Raw genomic sequence first — 20,053 nt, 5'->3', positions numbered from 1 at the left:
CTGCTAGGGGTGTAGATATTCGGGGTTTGGCACACACTTTTTGTCGTTTAACCCGCAGTGGCGGCGCGGGTTAGGGCTTAAGTAGCAAAAGTGTGTCTGGTCGGGGCGTCGACCAGCTTATTGTGTCTTTTTTACAAATAGGCCACCTGAAACCGGCCTTTTCGTTCACTATTTGTAAAAAAGACACCACAGACATGATCACCGGCGATGGGCTAAGCGGGTGAAGGAGCAAAAAGCGGGGGATATACGGGATATGTGACAAAAGTGTGTCTGGGTTGTCCCAGTTACAGGGCGCGGACACCCTCGCGGACGAGATACTCGACGCAGGCAGCAACGTCGTCGTAAATATAGGCTCGCGCTAATAGGTCGTTAAAAGTGCCAGACACGCTTAAATTCTCGTCGCTGTACGGAACCGTCAAGATCTTTCCCTCTGGCAGTAGCAAGAGATTAGCAGCTAAGAGCGCGGTGCGTTTATTTCCATCACCAAAAGGTTGTGCTTTGGCGAGCATGACGAATAGGAAGGCAGCTGCTTTGTCTGCGGGATGTCTGCGAGCTTCGGTAATGATGCTGTGTAAATCCGCCTCGGTCACGGCTTTCGGGCGGTGGTCGCCGTAGCGGGTTGCAACCCCGATATTGTCACTATCGCTACGGAAAACCCCGGGTTGTAGTGCTGCAGAACGAGTCAGCTCTTGATTAATTGCAATGATTGTCTGTGGGGTTAACTCTTCGTGGCTATCGTGAGCACGGATGATGATTTGTGCGGCGTCGCTGAGATCTTTGAGCAGCTCGAGGTCCGCCCGGCTGGTAATACCACTGGTATCGCCGTTTGCGATAAATGAGTGCGTGGCTAACCGGTCACTGCGGAGATTGTCGAAAACTTTGCCCGCCGTATAGATCACTTCGGTTAGCTTTTGTGTGTCGAGCATAGCAAAATTCTACGGGGAAAATTCCGGTACCAACAACTAAAATAGGCGGTGGGCCTGGTACCTGAAAGCCCCGCCGGTGCAGGCAAAGGCCCAAAAATCATTGGCAATACCGGCTGTGAGGAGCACTCATGTTATCCAAGCAAGATGCAGGCATCATTATTGATGAATTGCGCCAAGAAAAGGGCTTGAGCTGGTCAGAGCTTGCCGAGCGCGCCGAGTGCCCGAATGTCTGGCTAGTTTCTGCTGTGTTGGGTATGCACCCAGTGCCAGAAGAGGTTGCGGAGTTTTTACGCAAAGAACTTGAGCTTGACGACGAGCTGGTCAAGGCTTTGCGCAGGCAACCAACCCGCGTCCCGGAGCGTGAAATCGCCACGGACCCCACCATTTATCGCTTTCATGAACTCATCGACGTTTACGGCCCGGCCCTGAAGGCGTTGATTCATGATGAATTCGGCGATGGAATCATGAGCGCGATCAACTGCAGCCTTGATTTCAAGCGCGTGGAACACCCTGGTGGAGACCGCGTACACATCACCATCGACGGCAAGTACCTGCCGTATGACTGGGTACAGTCCGGCGAGAAGTAGGCAGCACCAAAAGAAAGCGCAAGCAAAGGACGAACCGGATGGACAATCGCGACGAGCACGCGCACGAGGACTCCCACGAGGACTCGCCAAGCCAGGCACCAACTGCTGCAGAGATGGAAGAGCGCTACGCCAGCAATGAGCGCGTGTGGTCGGGGGACCCTAATGCGGCTCTGCTTCATGCGCTCGCGAAAATGGGCCCGGATGCACAGACGCAGCCAGGCGCGACCAGCCCGCGCACCGCGTTGGACATCGGCTGCGGCGAAGGAGCAGACGCCGTGTGGTTGGCGCAGCAGGGCTGGAAGGTGACTGCCATTGATCATGCGCCCACCGCTGTGCGCCGCGCGCAGGAATTGGCGGCGGAAAACGACGTGCAGCTCGACGCCCAAGCGGTCAGTTTCCAAGACTTCGACCGGGCCATGTTTGACTTGGTCATCTGTTTTTTCGGGCAGCTTAGCGACGACGATGTGCCGAAGCTGGAATCGCTGGTTGCGCCGGGCGGCTGGCTGATTTTCGTGCATCACGATATGGAGTCCGAGAAGTACCTGATGCCGGCTGGTTTGAAAGAGCTGCTCACTGAGCTGGAGCTTGTCGACGACTACGTGGTTGAAAAGAACCTCGAACGTGGCGGCGGGGCGCACCATCATCGCGACCTGGTTGTACGTGCGCGACGGCGTTAATCAGTACGGCGTTAAGTAACACGGCGTTAAAACGTGAACTGGACTACACTATAGGCATGCTTAAGTTCTTGTCTGCCGGTCCGCCTTCGGAGACTGGGGTGAAGCCAGAGCGCGTGTTGTTTGCCGCTAGCTCCACTATTGCGACGACCGCTGCAACAGCAGAGCAGCACGCGGTGCTGCGGGTGTTTAAACCGTTAATCGGGGTTTCGCTAGCGGGTACGGTTGCGCGCGGCTGGAGGCGTCGGCAAGCAATGGATAATGCGTTGTTGCTGGGTGCTGTGGCGGGGTCTACCTGTGGGGATGTGATTCTACAGAGCCCGCAGGCGTTGGGGGATGATGCGAAAGCCTCTGGGAAAAGTCTGAACGCGGCGGCGGTGGCCTTCGGCATCGCGCACATGTGTTACCAAGCCACAGCGTGGCGACAGGGCGCGCGAGTGCACCCAGCCTTGTTGACGGTGCACGGTGCCGGTTTGGTGGGGTTGGCGAGCCAGGCCGCCCGGCATGATCCGCGGGTGCTGCCAGCAGCGGCCGGATACGGCGGTTTGGTGGCCTTAACCTCGGTGCTAGGGATCTCGAGCCTGCTGTCGAAACCGAAAAACGGCCGCTTTGCCGCTGGCTCTGTGCTGTTTTTAGTGAGTGATGCGCTGATTCTGCTGCGGCGGATGTACCTGCGCGGAGCGTTACCGCGCGCGGTAGCGGAGGCCGGAGTGATGACTACTTATACGATTGCGCAGCGCTTGCTTGTCGACGGCCTCGATACAGCTCAACCCGGTAGATAGGAGACCATCATGCCACAGCCACACAGCACCACTACACCTGCGATCGGCGCATTCTCCGAGGTCGGAACATTGCGCGAGGTCATGGTGTGCGCGCCAGGGTTGGCGCATAAGCGGCTGACGCCACGAAACTGCCAAGAGCTGCTTTTCGACGACGTCATGTGGGTCGATAAAGCCCGCGAACATCACCAGGAATTTTGCGATCTCATGCGCGAACGTGGAATCGCAGTGTTGGAAATGCACCAGTTATTGGCAGAAACGCTGGATACTGCTGCTGGCCGCGATTTCATCCTGGATTTTAAATTGGCCGGCAAGATGGTGGGCTCGGGTATTGCGTTGGATTTGCAAGACTGGTTTGTTGAGCTCAGCTCGCCAGAGTTAGCGGAATACCTCATTGGTGGTCTGCCGTATGCGGAGATCCCCGCCGGGCTGGGGCACGGTGAAATTGATGCTTTGCGCGCAGCGCACCGTCCGGAAGAGTTCGTGCTTTCGCCGCTGCCAAATACGTTGTTTAGCCGTGATAATTCGGCGTGGATTTATGGCGGGGTTTCGCTGAACCCGATGTACTCGCCAGCACGGCATCAGGAAACCGCATTGACGCGAGCGATCTATCGTTTTCATCCACGTTTTGCGCAAGCAGATTTTCAATTTTGGTACGGCGATAGCGATATGGACCCAGGCCTGGCTTCGTTGGAAGGCGGCGACATCATGCCCGTGGGGGCTGGCGTGGTGCTGGTGGGGATGGGCGAGCGGACTTCCTGGCAAGCAGTGAGCGAATTAGCGGCGAACTTGTTTGCCGAGCAGGCGGCAGACAAGGTGATCGTGGCTGCGATGCCGGCCGATCGCGCGTCGATGCACCTGGATACAGTTTTCACTTTTTTGGATGTCGATAAGGTGACGGCCTATCCACCGGTCGTCGACAAGATCCGCCCAATTGTGCTGCGCCCGGGCGATGCGCCGACGGGGCTGGAGGTGGAAGTCGTCGACAAGCATTTCGTCGAGGTTGTGCGCGATGCGCTGGGGCTTTCGCAGCTGCTGGTGGTTGAAACCGGCGGCGATTTTTATGGCGCCGCGCGGGAGCAATGGGACGATGCCAACAACGTGGTGGCGCTCGAGCCCGGAGTGGTGGTTGGTTATGACCGGAATACCTCTACCAACAAGTTGATCCGCAATGCTGGGGTGGAGTTGCTGGAGATAGGCTCGGCGGAGCTGGGGCGCGGTCGCGGCGGCGGCCATTGCATGACCTGCCCGATCACGCGTGATCCGGTGGGGTATTAGGTTCTGGGAATGCTATTCCCACACAAGCCGCCACCGCAGCCTAACCTAGCGCTTTGCTGTATTCCAGCGCCTGTGGGAACAGCTGGTTGTTCTCCTTGTGCACGTGTAGGTGCAGGTCGTTGCGGAATTTCGCGAGGCGCTCGTTCATCATCTGATACGACGGGCAGGCATCGTCGGGGGAGGTGAAATCGTCGGTAAGCTCTGCGATCGTGCGCATGAGCATGCCGGCGGCGTCGTGCTCAGACATCAGCGCGCGTAATTCGTTGTCCAGGTTGTTCGCCGCGGTGCCGGTGCGTTCCATGGCTGAAATCGCGGGGAAAACAAAACGTTCTTCGCGGCTGAGGTGGTCTGACATTTCCTTGACGACGGTATCGAAATGCTCTTTTACTTTCGCTAGCTCTGGGTGCGCTTCGCCGTGTACGCGCGCGACTTTGTGCACCAGTTCCTGCAGCTCTGGCATCTCTAACCAGCAATAAGAGTGGTGGATGTCGACTATGTCGTGCGCTTGGGCAGAAAGCACACGGTTGTTTTTCGCCTCAGCCCCGGCCGTGTGCTTGTCGACGTCCGCTGCCGCGGTGCTACTTGGCAGCTCAGCATCGCCCAGCGTGGCAATGAGGTGTTCGACGGGAACTTCCGCATCCGCAGCCGCTTGGGCGAGCGTGCGGTGGCCGTTGCAACAGAAATCGATGCGGAATTTGTCGAAAATCTGCGAGTAGCCATAGTTGGTATTGACGACCTCTCGCAGGGTGGTCTCGGGGTGAAATTCCAGCGTGTTCATAGTTTTAATTTTACTCTGGTAGCCCGGGGCCGTCGCTGTGATTTTATGCGGCTAGCGGCTGTGGCTAAGGGGCTGCTGTCGGGTTTGACCACTGCCGTAGTTTCCGGCCAGCATTGATAATTGTGGTTTCTCTGGGAATCTTCGCGGTGACGAGTTCCTGCATCCAGGTGGCAGCTGCTTCGTCGCTTGGGCGGTCAACTTTGATTCCGAGCATCGATAGATAAAGCAATCCAAGATGCAAAGCTGTGCGTTTGTTTCCATCACCAAAGTGGTGTCCTTGTGCGATATTTACGATTAGTGCGGCAGCGCGTTCAAAAGGTGATTCGTAAGCAGCTTGGCCGAAGAATACCTGCAAGGGGGCGTAAATTGCGGACCGAAGGCCTTCGAGGCGAACCGAAAAACCTGAGTATTCTTGGAGACCATTAAGACTGTGAGATGCTCGCATCCCGCAACGTCTATTGAGCGTGCAAGCTACCTCCACCAGTTTTTCAGCGAGCGCTTCCTCTGCTGATTGGTCGCGGCAATAGGTCATATCGATTTTCTGCTGCACAGACTAACGGGTAGCGAGTAAATCAAAAACTGGGCCCCATTCTTTTTCTAGCGCAATAGCCTGAGAGATCATGTCGTCAGTAGTTGTATCCGGGGATATCTGGTTTAGTGCTGGAGCAGAGGGACGTGAGGTCTTAGCATGTAACAGCCCGCTGAATTCGTCGCGGATATTCGCCAGGCTAAGTATGTTGGTTCCTGGGTTATGTGGTGCTAATCCGGAACGAGTCGCCTGCCAATCTGCGCCATGGCTCAACTCTGACAAGTCGGTGGATTTTTGGTTGCCGTAAAATTCCACGATGCGCGCGACGACGGCAGTTTCGTATGCAGAAAGGCGCGCCGATTCCCCGCCCGGAACCTCAGCTACCGTGTGACCCTTGGCCACTGCCTCGGTGTGGTGGCGCAACTGTTGGGAAACAGGGCCGTGGCTCCAGCCTTCGAATTCATCAGAAAACAGGGGCTTGCCGGTCCATGCCAAATGCCAGCCTTGGGAGAAATAGCACAGCTTGTACAGCTTCATCTTGTCGGTGCCAGGAAGCAGTTCGGTGATGTATTGACCTACATCGAGGATTGTCGCCATCGTCGCCTCCTTGTCTACCGTTCATGCGGCTTCCGTGCCTTTTGAACCTTCTGAATCTTCTGTGGTTGTTGGCCCCTTATGTCCTCGCGTGTTGTTTCGACGCGGGCGTTGCGGAACCATTACTAACCATTGCTTAGGTCAAACGCTAGCAAAGATCCAGAATGGGAGTGCTTGAAACGTGCTCAATATCGAAAATTTATTCTGGTAATTTTCTGTAGTCATCTAATGAGTGTTCAAAAACAATATGGAAAATAAGTAGCGTAGAACGGGTAAAATAAGTAGCGTAAGTCGCGGAAAATTCGACCGATAGAATACGGAAAATAAGTAGGATTAAGCAGTGGATTATTTATTTCGAGCGATTGACCAGCAATTAGATACTTTGTTGCCGTTTGCGTCGGCGGTGGCGATTGATGGCCCGAAGGGTGTAGGGAAAACGGAGACTGCACGTCGTCGCGCAGAAACAGAAATTCGGTTAGATACGACGACTGGCCGCGAGCGCCTCAGGGCAGATCCAGGGTTCCACTCGTTCGACGAAGGCACGATTCTGCTTGATGAGTGGCAAAAGCATCCCGAAAGCTGGGATTATGTCCGCCGCGCAGTCGATGATGGGGCTGGGGTCGGAAGGTTTTTATTGACGGGGTCGGCGACGCCGCAAGTAGGAGTTGATACGCACAGCGGGGCAGGGCGGATTCTGAGCGTACGCATGCGCCCGCTTGCGCTCTTCGAACGGGAGGGGATGAATCCGTCTGTGAAATTATCCGAACTCTTCGAATCTCGCGCGCTAATATCGGGGGAAAGCACGCTTTCATTGAGCGATTACATCGAGCACATTGCCTGTAGCGGGTTTCCTGGAATTTATCGAGCTCCAGAAATCGTGCGTAATGAATACTTGGATTCTTATATTGAGCGAATTGTGGACCGTGATCTTCCTGATCAGGGTTATACAGCGCGAAACCGCGATGGCTTGTTGCGCTGGTTGACGGCGTATGCCGCTGCGAGCTCTACTACCACTGGGTATTCAGAAATTCTCGATGCAGCTACGCCGGGTGAAGGGAAGAAACCGGCTAAGTCCACGACTATGACCTACCGGGAAAAGCTCTCGGAGATCTGGATGCTTGATCCAGTCAAAGCCTGGTCGCCGCAGCGTGGGGCTTTTGCAGGATTGGCGCGAGCACCAAAACATCAGCTTGCAGACCCCGCCTTGGCGATGCGGTTGTTGCGGATACCGCGCGCGAAGCTGAATACTTCGCGGTTTGCGCATTTTTTGGGGCCTTTGTTTGAATCCTTGGCCACGTTATCTGTTCGGGTTGCAGCCGAATCGCTATTTGGAAGCATTGCGCACTGTCGTACGGCAAAAGGTGATCACGAAGTAGACCTCATCGTGCAAAACCAGGATGGTGATGTCATCGCCATTGAGGTGAAGCTAGCTGCGCATATCAATGACGATGATGTGGAGCACCTGCATTGGCTCAAGGAGAAACTAGGTGAAGACCTGGTGGATATGGTTGTACTAAACACCGGTGAGCATGCTTATCGACGCGACGATGGCGTTGCAGTCATTCCACTCGAGTTATTCGGAGCATAAGACGTTTCGCTCGCCTGCGTCGCAGCGTCAGCGTCGTCAAGCTCGTCATCGTCCTGAGCATCCTCATTCAACAAGTCGTTGACTCCGCTTTCTGCGGCATCCCATACCTCCATGTCCTGGATACCGGCACGCTTGGCGACGACCGTCGCGGCCAGAATCTGACCGGTGACGTTGAGCGCGGTACGGCCCATATCGACGATCGGCTCGACGGCCAACAACAGGCCGACGCCAGCCAGCGGCAGACCCAGCGTCGACAAGGTCAGCGTCAACATGACGGTCGCGCCAGTGGTGCCCGCGGTGGCGGCGGAACCGATGACGGAAACGAAGATGATCAGCAGGTACTGGGTGAAATCCAGGTCAATGCCATAGAACTGGGCGACGAAGATTGCGGCGACGGCAGGGTAGACCGAGGCGCAGCCGTCCATTTTGGTGGTCGCGCCCAGTGGGATGGCGAAGGAGGCGTATTCGCGCGGAACGCCCACGGCGCGCTCGCTGAAACGCTGGGTGGCTGGCATCACGCCCATCGACGAGCGGGTGACGAAGCCCAGCGAAATGACTGGCCAAATGCGCTTGTAGAAACCAAAGACTGGGATGTTGTGCGCCTTCATCACGGTTGGGTAGACCACCAGGAAGACTAGGGCCAGCCCGACGTAGACTGCCAGCACGAATTTGCCCAGCGAGCCCATGGCGTCCCAACCGTAGGTGGACACGGCCTTACCGATCAGCGCGGCGGTACCAATCGGTGCCAGGCGGATGATCCACCACAGCACAACTTGGATGACCTTCAAGAAAGACTCGGTAAAGCGCAGGAACGGATCCGCTGCCTTGCCGGCTTTCACGGCGGCGATGCCGATTGCCAGCGAGATCACCAGCAGCTGTAGTGCGCCAAAGTTCAGAGATGCCTCGCCGTCGCTGACCGAGGCTGTGAGCCCGAAGAAGTTCTGCGGCAATAGCTGTTCGAAAAACGCGGTCCACGATCCCACGCTGGAAGGGTCCTGTGCCGACGAGGCATCGACGCTGGTGCCCACGCCTGGCTTCATCACCAGGGCGACCACGATGCCGACGATAACGGAGAAAAACGCGGTGATCGCGAACCACACCAGGGTGGAAATTGCTAGGGAGGCGGCGTTGGTGACCTTGCGTAGGTTGGCCACGGAGGTCACGACGGCAGCGAAAATCAGCGGCGGCACCATGACTTTGAGCAGCTGCACGTAAGCACTGCCGACGTTGCTCAGGGTGCTGGTGAGCCAGCCTGGATTCTCTGGGTCGGTGTCCATGCCGGATGCGACCAAGCCTAAGATCACGCCGATAATCAGGCCGACGATAACCTGTGCGCCGAAGCCCGTGGCCCAGCTGGGAAGTTTGTTTTTCATGAACGTCCTTTTGTTAATTCTGAACTGATCTGTCTATCTGCTATGAACTAATCTGTTCAAGTTTTGCTCACCTGACTCTACTCCCCCTAGTTTTTGGGGCGCAACAGCGCGCAGAAAATATATTCTTCTAGGAAACAATTGTGACCCTCGTCGCAGATAAGCGGCTTGCAGCTTTTGCTGCCATACTGGAGCCCATGAGAATCCTGGTGACTGCATTTGATGCCTTTGGTGGCGAGGAGATCAACCCGACAGAACAAGCGCTTGCACATTTACCGAATGAGATTGGTGGGGCGCAGATCAGCAAACGGGTAGTGCCCACGGTGTTTGGGAAGTCCCTGGAGAAAGTGATCTCGGCAGCCGAAGAAGAACAAGTAGACGCAGTTGTCTGTTTGGGGCAAGCGGGCGGGCGTGCGCACATCACCCCAGAGCTGATTGGTATTAACCTCGCAGACGCAACAATTGCGGACAACGCTGGTGCTCGTCCCCAGGACGAACCAGTGGTAGTGGGCGGTCCGGCAGCGTATTTTTCCACACTGCCTGTCAAAAAGATGGTCGCGGCTATTGCTGCGTCAGGCGCGACTGCTGCTGATGAAGGAGTCGAAATTCCGGCAGAGCTATCGACGACGGCCGGCACGTTTGTGTGCAATCAGTTGCTGTATGGCCTGCTGCATCATTTTGCAGGTACGCCCGTGAAAGCTGGCTTTATCCATGTACCGTTTAGTGCGGAACAGAACAAGAAAAACTATCCAATGTTGGAGCTCGCGCAGATAGTCACGGGGATCGAACGCGCATTAGCCGCGGTCGTAGAAGATGCGTCCCAGCAATAGGTAATGACTAGGGGTAATGGCTAGGTGATGGCTAGGGTAGCCTTGCTGGCGAATTTTTCCGCGCAATAATACATTAAGAACATGTCTCGCTTTAGTCCCCTCAACTGGCCGGTAGTGCGCCAGATTCGCAATGCCGATCCATTCGGCAGGGACAGCAATACGCAGTCACAAAAAAGCAAAGACACACGTGGCCGCATTGAAGAAGCAGACAAAGTTGTGCAATCCGTCTGCCCGTATTGTGCAGTGGGCTGTTCGCAACGGATTTATGTCAAAGACGATCGCGTCATCCAGGTCGAAGGCGACCCAGATTCGCCGATTTCCCGCGGGCGTCTCTGCCCGAAAGGCGCGGCCTCTGAACAGCTGATCAACTCGTCGACTCGGTTGACGAAAATCAAATACCGCGCGCCCTACGCCACTGAGTGGCAAGAGCTGGACGAAGATACCGCGATGGAGATGATCGCGGACCGCTACTTGGAAGCCCGCCGCAACGGTTGGCAGGATCGGGACGAACACGGTCGCCTGCTCAACCGCACCATGGGCATCGCTGGGTTAGGCGGTGCGACGCTGGATAACGAGGAAAACTACCTCATCAAAAAATTGTTCACCGCGACCGGCGCGATCCAGGTTGAAAACCAGGCGCGCATATGACACTCCGCCACAGTTCCTAGTTTAGGAACTTCCTTTGGCCGCGGCGGTGCGACACAACCGCTGCAGGATATGGCAAACGCCGACTGTATCGTCATCGAGGGCTCGAACATGGCCGAGTGCCACCCGGTCGGATTCCAGTGGGTCGTAGAAGCGAAAAAGCGTGGCGCCCGCATCATCCACGTTGATCCTCGCTACACGCGTACCTCTGCGTTTTCGAACCGGCACATCGGGATTCGTGGTGGCACCGACGTCGTGCTGCTTGGTGCGCTGATCAAATACATGCTGGATAACGACCTATACTTCCACGATTATGTGGTCGCCTATACCAACGCGCCGATGATCGTCTCCGAGGACTACCAAGACACCGAGGATCTCGACGGGCTGTTTTCGGGCTTCGACCCCGAAACCGGCAAGTACATCACCGACTCGTGGCAATACGAGCAGAAGAGCGGCGAGAAATCGCCTTGGAACGTCGAACGCGATGAGACCCTGCAGCATCCGCGCAGCGTGTTCCAGATCCTGAAACGCCACTTCGCGCGCTACACCCCGGAGCTGGTGGAAGAAACCTGCGGCATCTCGCAAGGCGATTTCTTCTACCTAGCGAATTCGATCGCGGATAACTCCAAGCCGGATCGCACCACCTGCTTTGCCTACGCACTGGGCTTTACCCAGCACACCTTGGGCGCGCAGTTTATCCGCACCGCCGCGATCTTGCAGCTGCTGATGGGCAATGTAGGTCGGCCCGGCTCCGGCATCATGGCCTTGCGCGGGCACGCCTCGATCCAGGGCTCGACGGACATCCCGACGCTATTCCACTCGCTGCCGGGTTATTTGCCGATGCCGAGCGTCGACAAGCAAACCTGGGCGGAGTATTGCGACGAGATCCGGGACACATCGCAGAAGGGCTTCTGGCAGCTCGGCGAGAACTACGCGGTTTCGCTGATGAAATCCTATTGGGGCGATGCTGCGACGGCCGAAAACCAGTGGGGCTATGACCTGATGCCGCGCATTTCCGGTGCTCATTCGACCTACCAGACCCTTGAATCGATGCTGGAAGGCAACGTGGAAGGCTACCTGGTCTTTGGGCAGAACCCGGCGGTCGCCCAATCTAATGGTGGTATGCAGCGCCGCGGTTTGGCTGCGCTGAAATGGCTGGTCGTGCGCGATTTCCAGGAGATTGAGACGGCGTCGTTCTGGTACGACTCGCCGGAGATCAAAACTGGTGAGCTGAAAACTGAGGAGATCGGCACGGAAGTCTTCCTGTTGCCGGCGGCCACGCACGCGGAAAAGGCTGGTACGTTCACCCAAACCCAGCGCATGCTGCAGTGGCGCTTCAAGGCAGCGCCTTCACCAGGTGATGCCAAGAGCGATCTGTGGTTCTTCTATCAACTGGGCAAGAAGATCAAGCAGCGCCTAGCTGATTCGACGGACCCACGCGATGTGGCTGTGCAGAAGCTGGCCTGGGATTACGTGGAAACCGAAGAAGGCGAGCCGAACCCAGAAGACGTGCTCAAGGAGATCAACGGTTACTACCTGGAGGGCCCGAACAAGGGCGAGTTGCTGCCGAGCTACACGGAGATGAAAGCCGACGGCACTACTTCCGGTGGCTGTTGGATTTATACCGGCGTGTACAAAGACGGCATCAACCACTCACAGAGCAAGGTCCCGGGCCGCGAGCAAAACGAGGTCGCGCTGGATTGGGGCTGGGTGTGGCCGTCGAATCGCCGCATCCTGTACAACCGTGCCTCGGCGCGCCCAGACGGAACCCCGTGGTCAGAGCGCAAGAAGTACGTGTGGTGGGACGCCGACGCCGGCCGCTGGGTCGGCGACGACGTGCCAGATTTCCCGGTGGACAAAGCTCCGGATTACAAGGCGCCTGCCGACGCTGTGGGCCCGGACGCACTGGACGGCACCGATGCCTTCATCATGCAGGCTGACGGGCGTGGCTGGCTGTTCGCGCCCCAAGGTTTGTCCGATGGGCCCTTGCCGACGCACTACGAACCGCACGAATCGCCGGTGGAAAACGTGTTGCATAAGCAGCAACAATCGCCGACGCGTATGCCGATCAAGCGGGAAGACAACCTCTCGCGTCCGGAACCGGGCAAGCCTGGCTCTGAGGTGTTCCCGTTTGTGTTCTCTACTTATCGGTTGACGGAGATGTATACCTCTGGTGCCATGACGCGACGCTTGCCGTACCTCGCGGAGCTGCAACCCGGCTTGTTCTGTGAAGTGGATAAGGACCTGGCCGCCAAGCGCGGGCTGGAAAATGGCGAATGGGCGACGATCATCTCGCCACGTGGTGTGATCGAGGCGCAGGTGCTGGTTACCGACCGTATGCAGATGCTGAACATCAATGGCCAAGAATTCCACCAGATCGGTCTGCCGTTCCACTACGGTGAATCCGATACCACGGAAGTCACCGGAGATGGAGCGAATGACCTGCTGGGATTGACGCTGGAGCCGAATGTTTTGATCCAGAACTCCAAGATCGGTGCCTGTGATATTCAGCCGGGCCGACGCCCTCGCGGGCAGGCGCGCCGGGACCTGCTGGCCGAATACCAGCAGCGTGCGCAGTTGACCGTGGACAGTGGTAACGAGCTGATCACTGGCGAAGGGAAGTGAAGGACTATGCTTCTGACCGAAAATGCTTCCTCGCATGGCTATGGCGACTATCAGCGCATGGCGTTTTTCACTGATACGTCGGTGTGCATTGGCTGCAAGGCCTGCGAGGTTGCTTGCAAAGAGTGGAACCGCAACCCCGTGGAAGGCTACGAGGTCACCGGCGATTCTTATGACAACACCGGTGCGCTGGGAGCGAATACCTGGCGGCACGTGGCGTTCGTGGAGCAGAACAACGAGCGCATTGAGCAGTCCCGTGCGGAGGGCAAGAAGCTGATTTCGTTGGGCATGCCGACGATCGGTGGGCAGGATGGAAACACTGGCCAGGACGGAAACGCTGGCCAGGCTGGCCAGAGCGCGGGCGCCGCAACCGGTAGCCTCGCTGGTGCGGCAGCAGAGACTACCCCGCCGGATACGGATACTTTCCGCTGGCTGATGTCCTCGGATGTGTGCAAGCACTGCACCAACGCCGGTTGTTTGGACGTGTGCCCGACGGGCGCGCTGTTTCGCACGGAGTTCGGCACCGTCGTCGTGCAAGATGACGTGTGCAATGGCTGCGGCACCTGCGTGGCCGGGTGCCCGTTCGGTGTTATCGAGCGTCGCAACGACGGCGGGGTCACGCTCAAGCAGGACAAAACCGCCACGGTGGACTACCAGGATAATTCGCACGCTGGGATCAACGTGCTGGCGAAGTTGAAGCAGCGTGGGCTGCAGGGGCCGAACAAGATCGACCACACCCCGGGTAAGTCCATGCCGATTAAAAATATTGGCGTCGCCCAGAAATGCACTATGTGCTATGACCGCCTGAAAGTCGGCGAGCAACCAGCGTGTTCCAAGACCTGCCCTACGGATTCCATTCAGTTCGGCACTTACGAGGACATGCTGGCTGCTGCGAAAGACCGCGTGCGGGTGCTACATGAACAGGGGCTGACCGAGGCCCGCCTCTATGGCGCCAACAGTGATGACGGCGTGGGTGGCACCGGTTCCATCTTCCTATTGCTGGATTCGCCGGAGGTGTACGGGCTGCCGCCAGACCCGCGCGTGCCGACGGTTGACCTGCCGCAAATGTATAAGACCGCGGTCAAGGCCATCGGTGGCATGGCGCTGGCGGTCGCTGGTGCGTTCGTTATGGGAGGCCGCAAGTGAGCAACTTCGACGAATACCGCCCGCCGCAGGGCAACCGCCCGAACCGCTACCGAAAATTCGACGGCACAAAGCCGAAGAAAAAGCGCAAACGCCCAGGTGCGGGTGCCCAGGATGGTTCCAAAGAAGAACGGATGGCGCAGGACTTCGAGTTTTCTTCCTACTACGGAAAACCCGTCGTCAAGGCGCCACCCTGGGAATGGCCCATTGGTGTGTATTTGTTCCTCGGCGGCGTCAGCGGCGGCTCCGGCATGTTGGCTGCTGGCGCGCAGGCCACCGGCAATAAGCCGTTGCTGCGCACAACTCGCTTGACGACGCTATCTGCCGCCTCGCTCGGCTCGGTGTTTTTGATTCTGGACTTGGGTCGGCCAGAGCGCCTGCTGAATATGTTCCGCGTGTTTAAGGTGACCTCGCCGATGTCTGTGGGCTCGTGGATTTTGATGAGCTTCGCCAGTGCTTCGGCGATCCCGGCCGTCGTGGAAATCGACGAGATGGCTGGCTCGGGGCTGCCGCTGCCGAAGTTCGCGCGCACGGCATTGCGGAAAATCGCTGGTCCCGCCGGTGTGGTTACTGGTGTGCTGGGGGGACCGTTGGCTGGTTATACCGCGGTGCTGCTGTCGAATACCTCGAACCCGGTGTGGAATGACATGAAAAAGCACCTGCCGTATGTGTTTGTGTCCTCGGCATCGGCGGCGGCGTCGGGTTGTGCGATGGTCACCACGCCAGTGGAGAGTGCAGGCCCGGCACGGGCTTTGGCGATGACCGCTGCCGTGAGCGATCTGGCCGCCACAAAAGTGCTGGAAAACGGGATGGAACCTGAGCCACTCGCGGCTGTGCACCACGGCAAACCAGGCAAGTTGATGAAGGCCTCGGAATACCTCATCGCCGCTGGTGGGGCAGGAGCTGCGGTGGCGGCGGTAACGAAATCACGGCTGGTTTCGGTGGCCTCTGGACTGGCGCTGATGGCGGGCTCTGCCTGCACGCGATTCGGCGTTCTTGAGGCCGGCCTGGAGGCAGTCAAAGACCCGGCCACGACTATTGGTCCGCAAAAGCGCCGGGCGCAGCGCCGTCGCGAGCAGCAGGGCCTGGCAGGCGATGTGGTGACGCCGAACTAGCGGATCGAAATATAGGCGGTGTCCTCACCGTTGCCGCCACCGTTACGTTCCATAGCGCGTTCCACGGTGCGTTCTACAGTGCGCCCAATAACCGGGTAACCAGGCACTTCGCCGATGACCAGCAAGCCACCGGAGGTTTGGGCGTCGGCCAGGAAGATCAAGTCTTCTTCGCTGAGCTCGTCGTTGTCAATGGCTAAGTGCTCGCGCACCCAATCCAGGTTGCGGCGCGAACCGCCGGGGATAAAACCGTCGGCAAGCGCTTCCTTCGCACCCTCGATGGCAGGGATTGCAGAAAAGTCCAGTTCCGCGTTCACGCCAGAAGCCCGGCACATCTTGTACAGGTGGCCGAGCAAACCAAAACCGGTGATGTCGGTGGCGGCTTTCGCACCAGCCTGCAGTGCAGCCTGGGAAGCCTCACGGTTCAGGGTGGTCATGGAATCGACCGCCGCCTGGGAAACCTCGCCGGTGGCTTTGTGCTTGTTGTTGAGGATGCCCACGCCGATCGGCTTGGTCAGGGTGATCGGCAAACCCGGCTCGGCGGCGTCGTTGCGCATGAGCTTGTCCGGGGAGACGATGCCGGTCGCGGCCATGCCGTACATCGGTTCGGGCGCGGTGATCGAGTGCCCGCCGGTGACAGAAATACCTGCTTGCGTCGCCACGTCCATGCCGCCGCGTAGCACCTCGCGCAGCACGTCGAGGCCGAGTACGTCATTCGGCCAGCCCACCAGATTGATCGCGGTCACCGGGGTGCCACCCATGGCGTAGACGTCGGAAAGCGCATTCGCGGCGGCCACCCGGCCCCAGTCATACGGGTCGTTGAGCATGGGAGTGAAAAAGTCCGCGGTGGAGATCACCGCCAGCCCATCCTGGATTTTTACGGCCGCGGCATCGTCGCCGTCGTCCAGCCCGACCAGCACGTTGGGGTCCGCCTTGCCGATCAGCCCTTCGACGGCTGATTCCAACTCGCCGGCCGGGATTTTGCAGGCGCAGCCACCGCCGGCGGCAAACGAGGTGAGGTTGATGTTATTGCTTCCGGCTTCGTCACTCATAGGCCTATGCTACCTGTGCGGCGTCGCTGCACCGGCGCCCTAGTAAACTGACGCGGTGGAGGCGTATGCGTTCCTGGTGGGCGCCCCGGTCTTCAAAACCGGTGAGGCCGAGCATCTCGGTCTGGCAGGTTCGATTCCTGTCCGTCTCCGCCAGAATTTTCCGCCGCGTAAGGCAAGTTTCCCGCCCCGCAAGGAGGTCGCCACGGTGCCTGATCCTTTAACGCCTGACAACGATCCCCGCCGGAATATCCCGAAGATGGATCAACTGTTGCAGCTTCCCGCCGTCGCACACGCGCGGCAGCACCTGGCAGAACACACCATCCGTGCGGTGCTCAATGCCACGCTTGACGACGCCCGACGCGGCACCATCGCTGTCGGTTCCATTGCAGAGCGCATTGCTGAAAACCTCCGCGCGCAGCAACCGTTTGCCCTGCACCCGGTCCTGAACGCCACCGGGGTGATCATCCACACCAACCTGGGGCGCGCCCCGCTGCCACCGGCTGCTGTGGAAGCGCTGCAGGCAGCGGCTTCGTACACAGACGTGGAAATGGATCTGGCCAGCGGCAAGCGCTCGAAAAACCGCGGGGCGGGAGCGACCCAGGCGTTGCTGGATGCGTGCCCAGCGGCGGAGGACGCGCTGATCGTTAACAATGGGGCTTCCGCGTTATTGCTGGCCACGGCCGCGCTGGCGCCGAACCAAGAGGTGATTATCTCCCGCGGCGAGTTGATTGAGATCGGCGCTGGGTTCCGCCTGCCGGAGCTCATCGAATCCACCGCGACGCGCCTGCGCGAGGTAGGCGCGACCAACCGCACACACCTGGCGGATTATGAAAACGCCCTGACTGCAAATACTGGCGCGATTTTAAAAGTGCACCCGTCGAATTTCCGTATGGAAGGATTCACGGCTGCAGTCGGCGTCGACAAGCTGTGCCAGCTCGCGCGCACTAATGGCAAGTATTTGATTGTGGATCTGGGTTCGGGCTTGCTCACCCATGATCCCGCGTTGCCGGAGGAGCCGGATATTCATAGTCAGCTGGCAGCCGGGGCGGATGTGGTGATTGCTAGTGGCGATAAGCTGCTTGGCGGCCCGCAGGCGGGCATTGTGCTGGGGAATGCCGAGGCGATTGCGAAGATGAAAAAGCATCCGTTGGCCCGGGCGGTGCGCATTGATAAGTTGCGCCTGAATGCCTTGCAAGCAGCGGTAACGACCCCGTCGAATGCCGTGCAGGATGCGTTGCATATTGATCCGCAGCGTTACCGCGAGCGCACGCAGGCGCTTGCCGACGCCACTGGTGGCCGTGTCGTGGAGCATGACGGGCGTGTCGGCGGTGGGGGAGCGCCGGAGTATCCGTTGCCTGGTGTGGCGGTGGCTCTGCCGGAGTCGCTGGCTGCCCCGTTGCGTGGGTGCACCCCGCCGGTGATCGCGCGCGTGCATGATGGCCTGTGTCTGGTGGATGTGCGCTGCGTGCCGGAAGAACAGGACGAGCTGCTGGCGCAGGCCACCCGGGGCGTGCAAGCTCAGCAGGCCCAACACGCCCAGCGCACCCAACAGCCCACCCAGGAGGCGAACTAAATGCACGTCGTTGCCACCGCTGGCCACGTTGACCACGGCAAATCCGCTTTGGTGCGCGCCCTGACGGATATGGACCCGGACCGCTGGGCGGAAGAAAAACGCCGCGGGCTGACTATTGATCTGGGCTTTGTGTGGACTACCTTGCCTTCAGGGACGGATCTGGCGTTCGTCGATGTGCCGGGGCACGAGAAGTTCCTGGGCAATATGCTCGCCGGTGTGGGGCCGGCGCCGGTGGTCATTTTCGTGGTTGCTGCGGATGAAGGTTGGCAGGAGCAATCTACAGATCACCGCGATGCCCTTCGCGCGCTGGATATCCGGCATGGGTTGATCGCCCTGACCCGTGCTGATCGCGCCGATGCCGCCCGTCGAGCGGAGGTCACCGCCCAGGTGCGCAGCCAGCTGGCGGGTACCGCGCTTGCCGACGCGCCCCTGGTAGAAGTCTCCGCCCATACCGGTGAGGGCATCGCGCAGATGCGGCAGGTTTTGGATGAGATGCTGGCAAAGGTGCCTGCCCCGGACCCGCAGGCGCGGTTGCGCGTGTGGATCGACCGCGCGTTTTCCGTGAAAGGCGCTGGCACCGTGGTCACGGGTACGTTGGCGGCGGGCACGCTGCAGGTGGGTGATACCTTGCAGCTGGCCAGCTCGGACGGCACTCGCGTGGTGGAAGTACGCGGCTTGCACAGCGAAAACACGGCCCACCAGGTGCTGGAGCCGACTTCGCGGGTGGCGGTGAATCTGCGCGGGATCAGTGCGGACGCCATCCACCGCGGCCACAGCTTGCTCAGCTCGGGTGCGTGGGAGTTGGTGGAACAGATCGATGTGCGCCGCACCTTTGGCCAGGATTTTTATGAGTTGCCGCAGAATATCGTCGTTCACATTGGCACCGCAGGGCTGGAGACGCACGTGCGGCCGTTGTCCGCGGATTATGCGCGGTTGAATTTGGCGCACCCGTTGCCGCTGCAGTTGTTGGATCGTTTCGTGGTGCGCAGCCCGGGCGGGCGGCATGTGAGTGCCGGGGTGCAGGTTATTGATGTCTACCCGCCGGAGCTGAACCGTCGTGGTGCGGCGCGTCGGCGTGCAGAGGAGTTGGCCCTGCTTGCCGACGCCAGCCCCAGCGATGCCACCACTACTGCCGCGGCAAGCGCAAGCCCGTTCACCGACCCCACCAGCTACATCCAGCGCGTCGGTTACGTGCCCGTCGCCCAGCTGCAGCGCGCCGGGTTTACCGTGGATGATCCGGCCGCCCCGCCGCAGGGCATTATCGCTTTTCGTGAGTGGTGGGTCGCTGCTCGGCAGATCACGCGCTGGAAAAATCAGTTGCTGGTCGCGCTGGGCAAGCATGCGCAGGATAATCCGCTGGCGGCCGGTATGCCGCGTAAGGCTGCGATGGATGCGCTGGACTTGCGCGAGGACGCATTGCTGGGGATCGCGGTGGCCGCCGCCAAGGTGGAACAGGTCGGCGGGCTGCTGCGTCTGCCGGGGCACAAGGTGGATCTGGGTGCGGCCGAGGCGTCAGTGGCCAAGTTGGAAACCTGGCTTGCCGACGATCCCTTCGCCGCACCGGAGGCGGATGAGCTGCAGGAACTCCGGTTGGGGGCCAAGCAGTTGGCGGCGGCGCAAAAAGCCGGGCGATTGCTGCGGCTTGGCCAGGGGATCGTTTTGTTGCCTGGTGCGCCGGAGGAGGCGAAAAAGCGTATCGCGCAGTTAGAACAACCGTTTACACTCTCGGAGGCGCGGAAGGCTTTGGATACCACGCGCCGGGTAGCGATTCCGCTGCTGGAGTATCTCGATGAACAGGGTATTACCCGCCGACTGGATGGTGGTTTGCGGGAGCTGCGGTAGTGTGGGGTGCTTTGAATTCCGTGGGCACGGTGAAAATGGGCCCCAATGAAAATAATGAAAGGGACCGGCCCTGGGCTTCCAGGGTTAAACGACAAAAAGTGTGTTTTTTACGGCGTGTCGCCAATTCCCTA

17 protein-coding genes and 1 tRNA gene are annotated in these 20,053 nt (G+C 59.0%); 12 read left to right on the top strand and 6 right to left on the bottom strand.

The genetic code is table 11. The features are described 5' to 3' along the window. Positions 1-284 precede the first annotated feature (284 nt). On the bottom strand, positions 285-926 hold the full coding sequence (locus RCH87_RS06680) for a Fic family protein (protein ID WP_306515936.1): 642 nt from the start codon (positions 924-926) through the stop codon (positions 285-287). 128 nt (positions 927-1,054) lie between these two features. Here RCH87_RS06680 and cynS point away from each other — a divergent pair, with 128 nt between their 5' ends. Genes cynS through RCH87_RS06660 form a run of 4 tightly spaced genes read left to right on the top strand, consistent with a single transcriptional unit; the run spans position 1,055 to position 4,244 of the window. Then, complete coding sequence (gene cynS / locus RCH87_RS06675; RefSeq protein ID WP_306515935.1) at positions 1,055-1,513, top strand: cyanase; 459 nt, start codon at positions 1,055-1,057, stop codon at positions 1,511-1,513. A gap of 38 nt (positions 1,514-1,551) precedes the next feature. Continuing rightward, entirely contained in the window at positions 1,552-2,190 is a 639-nt protein-coding gene (locus RCH87_RS06670; RefSeq protein WP_306515934.1) for a bifunctional 2-polyprenyl-6-hydroxyphenol methylase/3-demethylubiquinol 3-O-methyltransferase UbiG, read from the top strand. Positions 2,191-2,246: 56 nt separating this feature from the next. Continuing rightward, a complete protein-coding gene (locus tag RCH87_RS06665) occupies positions 2,247-2,969 on the top strand; it encodes a lysoplasmalogenase family protein (RefSeq protein ID WP_306515933.1) in 723 nt (240 codons plus the stop codon). A 9-nt stretch (positions 2,970-2,978) separates the two neighbouring features. Beyond that, on the top strand, positions 2,979-4,244 hold the full coding sequence (locus RCH87_RS06660; protein WP_306515932.1) for an arginine deiminase: 1,266 nt from the start codon (positions 2,979-2,981) through the stop codon (positions 4,242-4,244). A 40-nt stretch (positions 4,245-4,284) separates the two neighbouring features. Here RCH87_RS06660 and RCH87_RS06655 read toward each other — a convergent pair whose 3' ends face one another. The 3 genes from RCH87_RS06655 to RCH87_RS06645 all read right to left on the bottom strand — a co-directional run bounded on the left by RCH87_RS06655 (position 4,285) and on the right by RCH87_RS06645 (position 6,148). Continuing rightward, positions 4,285-5,022 carry a DUF542 domain-containing protein gene (locus tag RCH87_RS06655; protein ID WP_306515931.1) on the bottom strand — a complete coding sequence of 246 codons (738 nt, stop codon included), beginning with the start codon at positions 5,020-5,022 and terminating at the stop codon, positions 4,285-4,287. A gap of 64 nt (positions 5,023-5,086) precedes the next feature. Further along, entirely contained in the window at positions 5,087-5,467 is a 381-nt protein-coding gene (locus RCH87_RS06650) for a type II toxin-antitoxin system death-on-curing family toxin (RefSeq protein ID WP_306515930.1), read from the bottom strand. A 108-nt stretch (positions 5,468-5,575) separates the two neighbouring features. Beyond that, positions 5,576-6,148 carry a Panacea domain-containing protein gene (locus tag RCH87_RS06645; RefSeq protein WP_306515929.1) on the bottom strand — a complete coding sequence of 191 codons (573 nt, stop codon included), beginning with the start codon at positions 6,146-6,148 and terminating at the stop codon, positions 5,576-5,578. A 337-nt stretch (positions 6,149-6,485) separates the two neighbouring features. On the opposite strand from RCH87_RS06645, the gene RCH87_RS06640 reads away from it, so the two are divergent. Next, positions 6,486-7,733, top strand: coding sequence for an ATP-binding protein (locus RCH87_RS06640; RefSeq protein ID WP_306515928.1), 1,248 nt, complete (start codon positions 6,486-6,488; stop codon positions 7,731-7,733). On the opposite strand, the gene RCH87_RS06635 is transcribed toward RCH87_RS06640, so the two are convergent. After that, positions 7,679-9,106: a dicarboxylate/amino acid:cation symporter gene (locus RCH87_RS06635; RefSeq protein ID WP_306515927.1), complete on the bottom strand. Its 1,428-nt coding sequence runs from the start codon at positions 9,104-9,106 to the stop codon at positions 7,679-7,681. The genes RCH87_RS06640 and RCH87_RS06635 overlap by 55 nt on opposite strands. Before the next feature lie 194 nt (positions 9,107-9,300). Between RCH87_RS06635 and RCH87_RS06630 the strand changes: the two genes are divergently transcribed. The 4 genes from RCH87_RS06630 to nrfD all read left to right on the top strand — a co-directional run bounded on the left by RCH87_RS06630 (position 9,301) and on the right by nrfD (position 15,458). Next, a complete protein-coding gene (locus RCH87_RS06630) occupies positions 9,301-9,933 on the top strand; it encodes a pyroglutamyl-peptidase I (RefSeq protein WP_306515926.1) in 633 nt (210 codons plus the stop codon). 81 nt (positions 9,934-10,014) lie between these two features. Then, positions 10,015-13,203, top strand: a complete 3,189-nt coding sequence (gene fdnG / locus RCH87_RS06625; protein ID WP_306515925.1) for a formate dehydrogenase-N subunit alpha — start codon at positions 10,015-10,017, stop codon at positions 13,201-13,203. A 6-nt stretch (positions 13,204-13,209) separates the two neighbouring features. Further along, entirely contained in the window at positions 13,210-14,346 is a 1,137-nt protein-coding gene (locus RCH87_RS06620) for a 4Fe-4S dicluster domain-containing protein (protein WP_306515924.1), read from the top strand. Continuing rightward, positions 14,343-15,458, top strand: coding sequence for an NrfD/PsrC family molybdoenzyme membrane anchor subunit (nrfD, locus tag RCH87_RS06615; RefSeq protein WP_306515923.1), 1,116 nt, complete (start codon positions 14,343-14,345; stop codon positions 15,456-15,458). Before RCH87_RS06620 ends, nrfD begins: the two co-directional genes overlap by 4 nt. On the opposite strand, the gene selD is transcribed toward nrfD, so the two are convergent. Next, positions 15,455-16,507 (bottom strand): selenide, water dikinase SelD, encoded by a 1,053-nt coding sequence (selD, locus tag RCH87_RS06610; protein WP_306515922.1) that lies wholly within the window; start codon positions 16,505-16,507, stop codon positions 15,455-15,457. The genes nrfD and selD overlap by 4 nt on opposite strands. A 57-nt stretch (positions 16,508-16,564) precedes the next feature. On the opposite strand from selD, the gene RCH87_RS06605 reads away from it, so the two are divergent. From RCH87_RS06605 to selB, 3 genes are all read left to right on the top strand, one after another. Continuing rightward, positions 16,565-16,660, top strand: a tRNA-Sec gene (locus RCH87_RS06605). Between the two features lie 103 nt (positions 16,661-16,763). After that, a complete protein-coding gene (gene selA, locus RCH87_RS06600; protein WP_306515937.1) occupies positions 16,764-18,080 on the top strand; it encodes an L-seryl-tRNA(Sec) selenium transferase in 1,317 nt (438 codons plus the stop codon). Continuing rightward, complete coding sequence (gene selB, locus RCH87_RS06595) at positions 18,081-19,922, top strand: selenocysteine-specific translation elongation factor (RefSeq protein WP_306515921.1); 1,842 nt, start codon at positions 18,081-18,083, stop codon at positions 19,920-19,922. It begins immediately after the preceding gene. Positions 19,923-20,053: the final 131 nt, after the last annotated feature.

Source organism: Corynebacterium sp., assembly GCF_030826625.1.
Classification (GTDB): Bacteria; Actinomycetota; Actinomycetes; order Mycobacteriales; family Mycobacteriaceae; genus Corynebacterium.
This window is presented reverse-complemented; position numbering and strand designations above follow the sequence as displayed.